The sequence below is a fragment of the Thermotoga sp. KOL6 genome, from assembly GCF_002866025.1.
GTDB lineage: Bacteria > Thermotogota > Thermotogae > Thermotogales > Thermotogaceae > Thermotoga.
Map to the genome: position 1 here is coordinate 568,421 of NZ_LNDE01000002.1, position 12,661 is coordinate 581,081.

Consider the following 12,661-nt stretch of genomic DNA (forward strand, 5'->3'; position numbering starts at 1 on the left):
GAATATGCCCAAGGCAGAAGGAAGAATTTTTGACTTTAAAGGACACGATGCGATAAGAACAGATTTTTTGGAAACTATAGACTTTGATGGGAAAGATGAATACATCAAAATCGAGACAGACGAGTTTTCGGCTGTTTGCCCTTTTTCTGGTCTTCCTGATATCGGCAAGGTGATCATAGAATACTATCCGGACGGTGGGAAGATTGTCGAGTTGAAGTCTTTGAAATATTATTTCGTCAGTTTTAGAAACGTTGGTATCTATCAAGAAGAAGCAACGAAAAGAATATATGAAGACTTGAAAAAAATTCTGAAAACAAACAGACTTAAAGTTACCGTTGTTTATAATATAAGGGGTGGAATAAAAACTACGACTCAAATGGGTTCTTTGGAGGAAGAAAGAAATGGAGAAAACAAGTGAAAAACTCATTTTGTTAACGGGTATCTTCGTATCTACTCTGACGATATCGAATGTTATCGCCGGAAAACTTGTGAATATCGGTCCTTTCCTTGTACCGATAGCGGTTTTGTGTTATCCCATCACTTTCGCTGTAACGGACATAATCTCCGAGGTTTACGGGAAAAGAACCGCTCAAAAAGTAGTATGGACAGGTTTTTTCGCATCTCTTATTCTCGTGGTATATTCTCAAATCGCTGTAATCTATCCACCCGCATCTATTTTCGGAAACAACGAAGCGTTCGCAAAAGTGTTCGGTTCAACCCCTAGAATAGTTTTTGCTAGCATCTTGGCTTACATCATCTCACAATCCCATGATGTTTGGGCTTTTCATTTTTGGAAAAGAGTCACCAAGGGTTCACATTTATGGATTAGAAACAACCTTTCCACCATGGTTTCCCAGTTCATAGATACTCTCGTGTTCATCACCATCGCTTTTTTGGGAACCGTTCCAATAACGGTTTTGGTTAAAATGATCTTCTCTCAATACGCGGTGAAACTCATAATCGCGTTGATAGACACTCCCTTTGTTTATCTCGGCGTGAAATTGGTCAGTGGTGAATGGATCATAAAAGAAGTGAGGTGAATTCTCTTGATAGTCGCAAAAAAATTGACCAGAAAATTTGGTGATGTTCTTGCCGTTGATCACATCGATCTTGATGTAAAACCTGGAGAGATATATGGTTTTCTTGGACCAAACGGTGCGGGGAAGACCACCACCATAAAGATGCTCACCGGTGTTTTGAAACCAACAGAAGGGGAAATCGAAATTCTTGGGTTGAATATGAAAGCTCACGAGTTGGAGATAAAGAAAAACATAGGAGTCGTTCCTGACGAGCCAAAAATTTACCCTCATCTCACAGGTGAAGAGTTTCTCAATTTCATTCTGGAAGTGTACAATTTGGAGAAGTCTGTTTCCATCAAGCGGATATCAGAGCTTTGCGAAGCGTTTGGTGTTGACTACCTGGGAAAGAAAGTTGCAGAACTGTCCCATGGGATGAAGCAAAAACTCATGTTGGTCAGTGTGTTCATGAGGAAACCAAAGGTGATCTTTCTCGATGAGCCTACCGTTGGTCTCGATGCAAAGAGTGCCAAAATTCTGAAGCTTCTCTTGAGAAAATATGCCGATGAAGGTTCCACAATTTTCCTCACAACTCACATACTGGAAATAGCAGAGAAAATGTGTGATCGAATAGGAATCATAAACAAGGGAAAGATCATCGCGGAAGGTACGATGGAAGAACTGAGAAGGATTTCCGGACAAAAAGAAGCAACTTTGGAGGATTTGTTCCTTCAGTTAACTGCTGAGAGTAAGGAAATAGAAGATATTATAAAGGAGTTGTGAGAATGAGGGAACTTCTTGTTTTGCTGAGATACGCGTTCCCAAATGGAAAGAGAGGGTTGTATTCTACTTTCGTCTCCATTGTGGCAACAGGTACGCTTTTTTATCCTCTCTTAGGAAAGCCTTTCGAGCTTCTTCTCGAAGAATACGGTGAAGCGGCTTTTATCAACTCCTTGGCTTTTTCGACGACCTTGTTTTCCATAATGTTTATTCTTGGAATTTCATTCTACCTTTCACATTCCCTCATCTTGGAGACCGAGCTGGAGTTTCTACTCACTCTTCCCTTTAAGAGAAGAACGATTATCACATATCAATTGCTGGTATCGTTGTTTTACCAATCTTTTACCCTGATAATCATACTTCTGAATTTCGTTATGTTTTCTCTTCTCCTGAAAGACTGGATAGCGTTGATATCTGGTATTGTTCATGTGTTTGTTCTTTTCTTGAGCGGATCAGTACTTGCTCTTTTGTTTGGAAGACTAATGACCAACACGATTGCTCGTCGTCTTTCGTCTTTCGTGCAACTCGTTGCCATTCTTGGATTTTTGACCTTGGCGAACGTGCCGTCTTTTGCTATAAAACTCGGAAAGATTTTTGTCTCTGCTTGGAATCCTCTTGCTTATCCTTTTCTCTCCCACTATAAACCACATTTTGTGATTTACGAGTTTTTGCTGATCGTACTTGTCTTCACAGTTTTTGAAAGTTTAGCGAAGAAATTTGCGTTTGAACCAGTTGTCTCTAGAAGAAAATCTCCTGTCAAAGAGAACAACTCTTTCTCTATTGGAAAAGGCTTCTTCAAAAAAGACTTGATTACGCTTCTCCGCGAGGAGAGGACAGTGTATCTCTTGCTTTATCCAGTTGGATTTGGGATGTTGATGACAATAATTGGCAACACCGATTTTGGGCTCATTTTTGCCGCTGGAATTTCTGCCCTCTACAACTCCACGATGAGTGGCATGCTTTTGAGAAGAGAATTGGAAGTATGGCCCTTTCCAAAAACACTTCCACTGCGCCTTAGAGAAATCATGACCTCCAAAGTTGTGGTTCCTTCTCTGCTCAATTTTGCGATCATATCAGCTTACGTATTGTTTGTCACCATTTACAAAGCTCAACCTCTGTATTTGTGTTTCATACCTGTGTTTCTCAGTCTTTACCTTTTTGTGTCGTCTTTTGGGCTTCTTCTGTCCAAAAAAGAACACAAAGGACAACTCACGAATCCTGCAAAAGTTTTCTCAACTCCGAAGATCCTTTTGATCCAACTGATGGTATTCGGTGTGATCGCGTTGCTGAGCTACACTTTGGAATCGGCGCGCAACGTCTTTCTGTTGACAGTGTTCTCCCTGATAATAGGAAGTACAGTTGGATTTGTCTCAATCTTCAATCGTTTTATCAAATGGTTCGAGAAATCGGATATCTGATATCTTCTCAAAAGGAGTTTTTGGCTCTTTTCCATAGAAATCCTGGACGTATTCTACAGTTTCTTTGAGAGCTTCTCCTTGGGATTTTCCCTTTAAGAGAAGGTGAATTAAGACAACGTCGAAGACATCACCGAGTCCGAGCGAATATGGAAAAGGCCTACCGTTTCCAGGAATCTCTACTCTTCCCCACCTTGCACCTTTTGGTCCCATTTTTACAATATCACACCTCGTTTTTGAACACTCTTCTTCATTTCCTATCACAAGGGCTTTCAAGTTTTCGGTATCTACCTTCGCATTGGGCCCTATGTCGAGTACTACGTTGCTCCCTTCCTCACATACCGTTTTTATAGTTTCTTCTGGGACCTCACCTGTTATGAAGATGAGATCGTAGTCATCCAGAGGTGAAGGAACGTCAACTTCTTTTTCGTTCACACCGCGATCGACAGCAAGGGGCCTGTCGTTGAACGCAATGAAGAGCCCTGTTTTTTCTCCTCGAACTATTTCTATGCCGGATATGTCGAAACCTTCATCGTTCAACACTTTGATAATATGTTTACCCCTGTAGTCGTTTCCTATGTTCGAGAAAAAGTCTACTTCGTAGCCTAGGAGAAACAATCCGTACGCTACGTTCAAACCGGAACCGCCCGGCGTCTCCTTGATCAACACTGAATGTGCCTCTTTCCCGAACACGAAAATATCCCAAAAAGATCCGCCGACAACTGCTATCCTCAATTGAGAAACCTCCCATATGATAGAATTTTTTAAAAGGAGCGGAGGGAAAAAGGGTGAATCTTTGGAAATTATACCAACGATGGACGCCCGCTGCAATAGTATCTTGGGGACAACTGGGAACTCCACACGCGAAAACCACTTATGGACTCTTAAGGCACAGCAGACTTTTTAAGCCCGTATGTGTCATAGCAGAGTATGAGGGAAGAATGGTCAGTGAATTCGTTTCTCCCGTTCGTTTCAATGTGCCAATCGTCTCTTCAATTGAAAAAGCCAAAAGGTTAGGTGCAAGAGTTGTGATAGTCGGCGTGTCGAATCCTGGTGGGTATTTAGAAGAGAGAATTGCTCAACTTGTGAAAGACGCGTTATCGAAAGGGCTTGACGTTTTATCCGGACTTCACTTTAAAATTTCTCAGCAATCAGAATTTTTAGAGCTCGCTCGGAAAAGTGGTTCGAAGATAATAGACATTCGAGTTCCTCCCTCCGAATTGCGAGTTTTTCGAGGAGATATCTACAAAAAGAAAGTGAAAGTTGTTGGTATTTTTGGAACGGACTGCGTTGTAGGAAAGAGAACCACAGCGGTACAACTCTGGGAAAAGGCCATAGAAAGAGGAATGAAAGCGGGCTTTATGGCGACGGGTCAGACGGGGATACTGATAGGTGCAGATGCTGGATACGTAATAGATGCCATCCCGGCAGATTTCGTTCCAGGAGTAGTGGAAAGAACAATTTTAGAATTGGAGAGAAGAGGAATGGAGGTTGTTTTTGTCGAAGGTCAAGGAGCTCTGAGACACCCTGCTTACGGTCAGGTCACTATTGGTCTCCTATACGGCTCTAATCCGGATATCGTTTTTCTGGTGCATGATCCGAGCCGTGAACATTTCGAATCTTTTCCAAAAGTACCAAAAAAACCCGAGTTTGAGGAAGAGAGAAAACTGATAGAAACTCTTTCGAACGCAAGAGTGTTGGGTGGAGTATGCTTAAGTGGTTCGTTCAAAACGGATCTTCCTGTTTACAACCCGTTTGATCCTGCTGATCTCGATGAAATGCTGAAGAAGGTGGTCCAATGGTAGATGTAGCAATGTTACCTTGTTCTTTTGTGAAGAGTGAAGTGGCGGTTGTTATAGATGTTTTGAGGGCCACCAGTACCATTGTAACTGCTCTCGCGAACGGTGCCAAAAGAGTGATACCGGTTCGTACTGTGAAGGAGGCACTAGAGAAACGAAGGGAAAATGTCCTGATATGTGGAGAGAGAGAAGCAAGAAAGATAGAAGGTTTTGACTTGGGGAATTCTCCTTTAGAATACAAGAAAGAAATCGTTTTTGGGAAAGTAATTGTTCTCACCACTACCAATGGAACACAAGTGATCGAAAAGATCAAGAGTAAAGAGATAATCGCAGCGTCGTTTTTGAATGCCCTTGCCGTTGTGAAATATTTGAGAGACAAAAGAGATATCGTCTTCGTTTGTGCAGGGACGAACGGTGAGTTCTCTTCAGAAGATTTTTTGCTAGCCGGTGCGATCGTGAAAAGGTTGGGAAGGGAAGATTTGAAAGATGGAGCTCACGTTGCCAAGAAATACTTTGAGTCAGTAAAAGATTTAAGGGAGGAGATAAAACAGCACTCCTCCCATGCTAGAAAGCTCATCTCCCTCGGATTTGAAAAAGACGTCGACTATTGCTTGAGAGAAAATGTTTCCGATGTGGTACCTATCCTCGTGGACGATGCTTTCATTCTGAAAGAACCTCTGTGAAATGTAAAGCTTTCGCTCCCATTTTTCTGCACAGATTTTTCAAGACAGTTTTTGGACCCACTTCTATGAATTCGATTACTCCCATGTTTTTCATCGTATCCACGGACTGCTTCCAAAGAACTGGGCCGGTGATTTGTTCGATAATGTTCTTCTTTATTTCCTCCGGATCCTCAGTTGGTTTAGCAGTTGAGTTCATCACAATAGGCCATTTTGGTTTCTTGAACTCTACTTTCTCTACTTCCTCTTCCATCTTCTCTTTCGCATACTCCAAATACGGGGTGTGGAAGGGGCTCGAAACCATCAATTCTACTACCCGACGGGCACCTTTTTCTTTCAGGATCTCCATAGCTCTTTTGACGGCTTCTTTCAAACCGCTGATGACAACCTGTTCGTTTGAGTTGTAATTAGCGATGTAAACACCTTCTATTTGGTTCACCACTTCTTCAATTTTCTCTATATCTAGGCCTATCACAGCAGCCATCGTTCCTTTCCCGGGTTCCAACGCCTTCGACATGTACTCTCCTCTTTTTCTCACAAGGTACAGTCCGGTTTCGAAATCATACACGCCTGCAACAGCCAGGGCGGTATATTCCCCAAGACTGTGACCAGCTACAACATTGGGGAGAATACCCTTCTTTTCCAATTCGAGAAAAGCAATATAACTCGTTATGTATATAGAAGGTTGTGCATTCTCCGTAAGTTTCAAGGTGTCTTCGTCACCATTCATGATCTCTGTAATGTCGAATCCCAAAACTCTCCTAGCTTTCTCAAAAATCTCCTCCGACGATTCGTAAACGGAGAAATCTTTTGCCATACCAGAATACTGGGATCCTTGTCCTGGGAAAATGAAGGCTCTCATTTCAACACCCCCATTTTTCTCAGTTTGATCGTTATCAAGGAAGCAAGCACCAATTTTGTAAGATCTAGCCACACGAACGGGACAAAACCAACCTGGACAGCTCTTTTTATATCGTGAACGTAAAAGTTAAGAACGAAAACACCAAGAGTATAAATAATCCCAAGACCTGCTATTCCCGAAAGAATGTACCAGAAAAGGTTTTCCTTTTTCTCGGAAAGAAATCCTATGACAAACGTTCCGATAATGAAACCAAAGAGATATCCACCGGTTGGCCCCACAAGGATGTGAACTCCTCCCTTGAAATTGGCAAAAACGGGAAGACCCACAGCACCGAGTAAGACGTAAGTGGTTACAGAAAGGGTTCCGTACTTTTTACCCAAAAGGTAGGCGGCAAGGAGGATAAAGAACACCTGGAGTGTAAAAGGGACGGGACCTACAGGGATAGAAATCCACGCTCCAACAACAATCAGAGCGGTGAACAGTCCGGAGATTGCCAGTTGTTTCACACAATGTACCCCCTCAGTTTATCGACTGTTTCTATGAATTCTTTGATCGTATCTTCAATGATCTGTTTCACAGGTTTTATCTCGTCGATCAATCCTGCACTTTGCCCCATCATGAAGGATCCTCTTTCGATATCGCCCTCAACAACTGCCCTTCTCAAGCTTCCTACCAGCATTTCCTCGGCCTGCATAGGATTTTCGAATTCCATATCTTGTATCTTACGAGCGAAAGGTGTTCTGAGTACCCGAGCAGGATGACCAAGTTTCGCCCCTGTCACCACGGTGTCTCTTATAGAAGCCTTCACTATTTTTTCTTTGTAAACGGGATGAACATCGCTTTCCACACTTGCAACGAATCTTGTTCCCATCTGAACTGCTTCGGCACCGAGAGCAAACGCTGCCGCCATCCCCCTTCCATCTGCTATTCCTCCGGCAGCTATAACGGGTATTTTCACGCTTCTTGATACTTTGTTGACGAGAACGAAAGTAGTAACTTCCCCTATGTGTCCGCCTGATTCCATTCCTTCCGCTATGACTGCGTCCGCCCCCGCTCTTTCCACCATACGAGCCAGAGAGTCAGACGCAACAACTGGAATTACTTTTATATCGTTTTCTTTAAGCCTTTTTATGTACTTGGTGGGATTTCCAGCTCCGAAGGTGACAACTGGTACTCTTTCTTCAATACACACCTCGATCAGACCATCAGCCCACGGTGAAACGAGTATCACGTTTACTCCAAATGGCTTGTCCGTTTTTTCTCTTAAGTCTTTGATTGCCTTTCTTAGATCGTTCGGTTTCATAGCACCTGATCCGATGATTCCAAGACCACCCGCATTGGACACTGCTGCTGCAAGAGTTGGTGTGCCAGCCCAAGCCATTCCACCCATCAGAATAGGATATTTTATTCCAAGCATTTCCGTAACCCTCGTCTTAACATTCATTTTTTCTTCACCCCCAAGAGAAGTTTGGCTTTTGCAACCACTTTATCTTCTACTTTTGCCACACCTTCTACTTGGACTGTTCCCAGTTTCTCACCTATTTTTTTCACCTCGTAGATCAACTTATCTCCAGGTCTCACTTCTTTTTTGAAACGGGCTTCGTCGATTCCAAGAAACAAAGGAATTCCTTCGAGATCTTTGAGAAGAAGTATACCAGCGGTTTGGGCGAGTCCTTCAATTATGAGAACTCCAGGGTATATTGGATACTCCGGGAAATGTCCTTGGAAAACCGGATCAGAAATACTGATATTTTTGAAAGCAACGATTTTGTCTTCGTGCTCTTCAATCACTCCATCAACCAAAAGAAATGGGTATCTATGCGGCAAAATGGACTTCACATAATCTATGTTCATTGTTCATACCTCCCCACAACAAGGGAAACGTTGTGTCCACCGAATCCGAATGAGTTTTTTATGAAATTCCTGATTTCTTTCTGAACGGATTCTTTACCAACGAGTCCAGTTCCTTGTGCTTCTTCTGTTGGATTGTCAAGATTCGGCATTCCATGGACGAACGAGTTTTGCATTTGAAGAATCGCAAGAATAAGTTCAACGGCACCAGCAGCTCCAAGTAAGTGACCTATTAGAGCTTTAGAAGAGTTGATCGCAACATTTCTAGCATGATCCCCAAGGACTTTTTTAATGGCTTTGAGTTCCGCTTCATCACCTGCAGGGGTACTTGTGGCATGACAACTCACATAGTCGATATCTGTAGGAGTAAGACCGGATTCTTTGAGAGCCAACTCCATCGCTTTCGCTGCCCCTCTACCTTCAGGATCGGGGGCACTGAAATGATAAGCGTCATCTGTCATGCCGATACCCTTTATTTCTGCTATGATCTTTGCCTTTCTCGATTTAGCGATTTCTTCTGCTTCCAATATAAGTACCGCACCGCCTTCTCCCATTACAAATCCATCTCTATCTTTGTCGAACGGACGAGAAGCATGTTTTGGATCATCGTTCCTTCTGGAGAGAGCCCTCATATTTGCAAAACCAGTGATTGGGAGAGGAGCTATTGTTGCCTCTGTTCCACCAACCACAGCGACATCTGCGTAACCGTGTCTTATCAGAAGTGCACCAAGTGCTACCGCATGGAGAGAAGAAGCACAGGCGCTCACAGAGGAAAAATTAGGACCCTTTAGGCCGTATTCCATCGCAACAACACCGGAAGCCATATCGATGAGAATCATGGGAATCAAAAAGGGACTCACTCTATTAGGTCCTTGGGAGAGAAATTTGTTATTTTCGTTGTCTAATGTTAAGAATCCGCCCATACCTGAACCTATTATTGTCGCTACTCTTTCCGAAAATGGTTTGAAATCTATTTTCGCTTCTTCAACTGCTTCTTTTGTGCTGACCAAAGCAAAATGGACAAAACGATCGGTTCTTTTTACCAGCTTGGGATTTATGTACTCCTCCGGTTTGAAATCCCTGACTTCAGCAGCAATTTGGACTGGAAGGTTAGATGCGTTAAAAGAAGATATTCGATCTATCATTACTTTTGTTTCTCTAAGACCTTCTAAATTTCTTTCTTTTCCCACTCCAAAAGGACTTACAACACCCATTCCTGTTATAACAACTCGCCTCAAAATACCACCTCCTGACAAAAAAATCTGGCATGATTATATCATAACAAATAGCAAGGGTTCAACCACAGGATATAAGTGAAAAAACGGGGAGAAAATCTCCCCGAGTTTTTTAATAAAACTATTGAAGCTGGAGATTACAGCAAAAATAAGGAAGTGTTGAAACTGTACAAGGAAATTCACGATGTCGCGGGCACTGCCGAGTTTCCATTCCTCTAAGGAAGTATTGAAACCGATGGAATAAAGGAACAAATAATGGAAGCTACCTAGTTTCCATCCCTCTAAGGAAGTATTGAAACTTCTGCTGCAGCTCCGCGCAGAATATAAACAACTCATGGTTTCCATCCCTCTAAGGAAGTATTGAAACTCTCAGCGATCGATATGATGCCGAAACACATGTAGGTTTCCATCCCTCTAAGGAAGTATTGAAACCACTACAATGCAGGGTTGAATCCTGTCCTTCCTTTGTTTCCATCCCTCTAAGGAAGTATTGAAACTTTATCTCACCTCTCTCTTCCTCTATCAAGTTTGTGTTTCCATCCCTCTAAGGAAGTATTGAAACCTTTCATATCCTTCGTAATCCCATTCTCTACTGGCAAGTTTCCATCCCTCTAAGGAAGTATTGAAACCCCTCTTTCACCTCACTGATCTTTTCTTCCACAACCTGTTTCCATCCCTCTAAGGAAGTATTGAAACATGAAGAAATCTTACAACAAAATATTATACATCGAGTTTCCATTCCTCTAAGGAAGTATTGAAACCTTTCTGGGAGGAGTATTTCAAGCGCGTAGAGGCAAGTTTCCATTCCTCTAAGGAAGTATTGAAACCCAGAACAAGCACCAGATTCGAGTTTTATATGTGTGTTTCCATTCCTCTAAGGAAGTATTGAAACTTGGAACTCCTCTTTCCCTATCCCAAGTACACCTCGTTTCCATTCCTCTAAGGAAGTATTGAAACCACTGGAGACCAAGCGGCAGCTGTTATGCAATACATCTGTTTCCATTCCTCTAAGGAAGTATTGAAACTCTGCTTCGCTCTCAAAGGTTCGGTCGATTTCAAAAGTTTCCATTCCTCTAAGGAAGTATTGAAACTCAAGTCCTTCCAGCACTGGAGCTTTATGAGGATGGGTTTCCATTCCTCTAAGGAAGTATTGAAACCCGTTATTTGTAGCTTCCATCCCGCCGTCATTTCCATGTTTCCATTCCTCTAAGGAAGTATTGAAACATAATTTTCGACGAAGCATTTTTCAATCCGTTTATGGTTTCCATTCCTCTAAGGAAGTATTGAAACTATTTTCATCATCACTATCTCTCTTTGTCTTTTCTTGTTTCCATTCCTCTAAGGAAGTATTGAAACATATCGTGAGTTGGCGCTGCAGCAAGCAGAATCGATGTTTCCATTCCTCCAAGGAAGTATTGAAACTATATAGAATTTTCGCTAGGGAATTTTATATAGAAAAGTTTCCATTCCTCCAAGGAAGTATTGAAACATTTCCATGTGATACAGCTTCAAAGTTCTCAAGCAGTTTCCATTCCTCCAAGGAAGTATTGAAACACGTTTAGCGTCGAGGATCTTCTCGATATTTTGGATTCGTTTCCATTCCTCCAAGGAAGTATTGAAACGTGGATATGAACACATGTCCAGATCCCGCTACAATGGTTTCCATTCCTCCAAGGAAGTATTGAAACCTTCCTTTCAGAGCCGGGAAATCTTGTTAGTTGTATGTTTCCATTCCTCCAAGGAAGTATTGAAACCCGGCGGGCTTTCTACAGCAAGGAGGGGAACGCAAGTTTCCATTCCTCCAAGGAAGTATTGAAACATGGGTTGGTCTCCCAAAAATGGAAATGCCCGCCTGGTTTCCATTCCTCCAAGGAAGTATTGAAACCGAGATAAAAACGATGATTGTAGCGAGAAATATTGTGTTTCCATTCCTCCAAGGAAGTATTGAAACTTGGAGTTGGATTCTTTTTAGCTAAACAAGGTAAATAGTTTCCATTCCTCCAAGGAAGTATTGAAACGAAAGCGAGTCCGATTGACTTGAAGGTGTAGTCGAGTTTCCATTCCTCCAAGGAAGTATTGAAACTATCAGTAAGAGACGAAGCATTCGTACTTTTCAGAGTTTCCATTCCTCCAAGGAAGTATTGAAACCAAATCTAGTTGTGTATCCCAAGAATTTGAAAGGAAGTTTCCATTCCTCCAAGGAAGTATTGAAACGTACAAAGGTGAGTTTAGAGTAGTCACAGAAAAAGAGTTTCCATTCCTCCAAGGAAGTATTGAAACCATGTTACAACCTGTAAAACACCCCAACGTTTAGCGTGTTTCCATTCCTCCAAGGAAGTATTGAAACTCCGGTTATTTTCAACAAAACAGGTTTAGTGTTATCGTTTCCATTCCTCCAAGGAAGTATTGAAACCCATGAAGTCACATAGGAAGCCCAGCACAAAACAGAGGTTTCCATTCCTCCAAGGAAGTATTGAAACATCATAATACTTTATTTGTTTCCACACCATCCGATCTGTTTCCATTCCTCCAAGGAAGTATTGAAACCAGTTTCAAATACTCACCTGGATGGGTGGTGGATGGTTTCCATTCCTCCAAGGAAGTATTGAAACCGGATCTTTAGACATAGGAAATTTGAACGCGGGGGATGGTTTCCATTCCTCCAAGGAAGTATTGAAACCCATCTGATTCGTAAGAAATTATAGAACATAGATGAGTGAGAAGTCAAGGGAAGAAGGAAAAAAAGGGACAAAGTGGGAAGATGAGACACACAAACAAAAGATGATACCGGAAGTTGTATGTGATGGCAAAATTGAATAATGGAATACGAAGCGAATATCCTATCACAAGAGATACAAAACACTATGAATTATCAACACCTAAAACAGGCTGTTTTTGTTCAAAAAGGTCTCTTTCAAAAAAGTTCCACAATTCACAAAATCAAGAAAGAAGTTTCACATTATTGTGTTAAATTGAAATGTCTCTTTTCTCTTCGAGAGTTGTTTTTCAGATATTATGATCAT

Annotated in this window: 12 protein-coding genes and 1 CRISPR repeat array; of the genes, 6 read left to right on the forward strand and 6 right to left on the reverse strand. The window is 42.0% G+C overall.

From position 1 onward, the window contains the following. Positions 1–4 precede the first annotated feature (4 nt). Genes queF through AS005_RS07095 form a run of 4 tightly spaced genes read left to right on the forward strand, consistent with a single transcriptional unit; the run spans position 5 to position 3,214 of the window. Positions 5–418, forward strand: coding sequence for a preQ(1) synthase (gene queF, locus AS005_RS07080; RefSeq protein WP_101510978.1), 414 nt, complete (start codon positions 5–7; stop codon positions 416–418). Next, positions 402–1,040: a queuosine precursor transporter gene (locus AS005_RS07085; RefSeq protein WP_101510979.1), complete on the forward strand. Its 639-nt coding sequence runs from the start codon at positions 402–404 to the stop codon at positions 1,038–1,040. The genes queF and AS005_RS07085 overlap by 17 nt, the downstream gene beginning before the upstream one ends. Before the next feature lie 6 nt (positions 1,041–1,046). Then, the gene (locus AS005_RS07090; RefSeq protein ID WP_101510980.1) at positions 1,047–1,799 is read left to right on the forward strand and encodes an ABC transporter ATP-binding protein; all 753 of its coding nucleotides are present in this window, start codon (positions 1,047–1,049) and stop codon (positions 1,797–1,799) included. A 2-nt stretch (positions 1,800–1,801) separates the two neighbouring features. Next, positions 1,802–3,214 carry a hypothetical protein gene (locus AS005_RS07095; RefSeq protein ID WP_101510981.1) on the forward strand — a complete coding sequence of 471 codons (1,413 nt, stop codon included), beginning with the start codon at positions 1,802–1,804 and terminating at the stop codon, positions 3,212–3,214. On the opposite strand, the gene AS005_RS07100 is transcribed toward AS005_RS07095, so the two are convergent. Further along, complete coding sequence (locus AS005_RS07100; protein ID WP_101510982.1) at positions 3,167–3,946, reverse strand: PfkB family carbohydrate kinase; 780 nt, start codon at positions 3,944–3,946, stop codon at positions 3,167–3,169. The two genes, AS005_RS07095 and AS005_RS07100, sit on opposite strands and share 48 nt — an antisense overlap. Before the next feature lie 53 nt (positions 3,947–3,999). Between AS005_RS07100 and AS005_RS07105 the strand changes: the two genes are divergently transcribed. Continuing rightward, on the forward strand, positions 4,000–5,016 hold the full coding sequence (locus AS005_RS07105) for a DUF1611 domain-containing protein (RefSeq protein ID WP_101510983.1): 1,017 nt from the start codon (positions 4,000–4,002) through the stop codon (positions 5,014–5,016). After that, the gene (locus tag AS005_RS07110; protein ID WP_101510984.1) at positions 5,010–5,693 is read left to right on the forward strand and encodes a 2-phosphosulfolactate phosphatase family protein; all 684 of its coding nucleotides are present in this window, start codon (positions 5,010–5,012) and stop codon (positions 5,691–5,693) included. Before AS005_RS07105 ends, AS005_RS07110 begins: the two co-directional genes overlap by 7 nt. On the opposite strand, the gene fabD is transcribed toward AS005_RS07110, so the two are convergent. Genes fabD through fabF form a run of 5 tightly spaced genes read right to left on the reverse strand, consistent with a single transcriptional unit; the run spans position 5,671 to position 9,641 of the window. Next, positions 5,671–6,552, reverse strand: coding sequence for an ACP S-malonyltransferase (fabD, locus tag AS005_RS07115; protein ID WP_101510985.1), 882 nt, complete (start codon positions 6,550–6,552; stop codon positions 5,671–5,673). The two genes, AS005_RS07110 and fabD, sit on opposite strands and share 23 nt — an antisense overlap. Beyond that, positions 6,549–7,058, reverse strand: a complete 510-nt coding sequence (locus AS005_RS07120) for a biotin transporter BioY (RefSeq protein ID WP_101510986.1) — start codon at positions 7,056–7,058, stop codon at positions 6,549–6,551. The genes fabD and AS005_RS07120 overlap by 4 nt, the downstream gene beginning before the upstream one ends. Beyond that, entirely contained in the window at positions 7,055–7,996 is a 942-nt protein-coding gene (gene fabK / locus AS005_RS07125; protein WP_101510987.1) for an enoyl-[acyl-carrier-protein] reductase FabK, read from the reverse strand. Before fabK ends, AS005_RS07120 begins: the two co-directional genes overlap by 4 nt. Then, on the reverse strand, positions 7,993–8,406 hold the full coding sequence (fabZ, locus tag AS005_RS07130) for a 3-hydroxyacyl-ACP dehydratase FabZ (protein ID WP_101510988.1): 414 nt from the start codon (positions 8,404–8,406) through the stop codon (positions 7,993–7,995). The genes fabK and fabZ overlap by 4 nt, the downstream gene beginning before the upstream one ends. Further along, positions 8,403–9,641 (reverse strand): beta-ketoacyl-ACP synthase II, encoded by a 1,239-nt coding sequence (gene fabF / locus AS005_RS07135; protein ID WP_101510989.1) that lies wholly within the window; start codon positions 9,639–9,641, stop codon positions 8,403–8,405. The genes fabZ and fabF overlap by 4 nt, the downstream gene beginning before the upstream one ends. A gap of 142 nt (positions 9,642–9,783) precedes the next feature. Continuing rightward, positions 9,784–12,318: a CRISPR direct-repeat array (repeat unit 21 nt; unit sequence CCTCCAAGGAAGTATTGAAAC). Positions 12,319–12,661: the final 343 nt, after the last annotated feature.

What these genes read in the sequence shown, in the direction of transcription:
- queF (WP_101510978.1), top strand. Translation starts at nt 5, where the DNA reads ATGCCCAAGGCAGAAGGAAGAATTTTTGACTTTAAAGGACACGATGCG.
- AS005_RS07085 (WP_101510979.1), top strand. Translation starts at nt 402, where the DNA reads ATGGAGAAAACAAGTGAAAAACTCATTTTGTTAACGGGTATCTTCGTA.
- AS005_RS07095 (WP_101510981.1), top strand. Translation starts at nt 1,802, where the DNA reads ATGAGGGAACTTCTTGTTTTGCTGAGATACGCGTTCCCAAATGGAAAG.
- AS005_RS07110 (WP_101510984.1), top strand. Translation starts at nt 5,010, where the DNA reads ATGGTAGATGTAGCAATGTTACCTTGTTCTTTTGTGAAGAGTGAAGTG.
- fabD (WP_101510985.1), bottom strand. Translation starts at nt 6,552, where the DNA reads ATGAGAGCCTTCATTTTCCCAGGACAAGGATCCCAGTATTCTGGTATG.
- fabK (WP_101510987.1), bottom strand. Translation starts at nt 7,996, where the DNA reads ATGAATGTTAAGACGAGGGTTACGGAAATGCTTGGAATAAAATATCCT.
- fabZ (WP_101510988.1), bottom strand. Translation starts at nt 8,406, where the DNA reads ATGAACATAGATTATGTGAAGTCCATTTTGCCGCATAGATACCCATTT.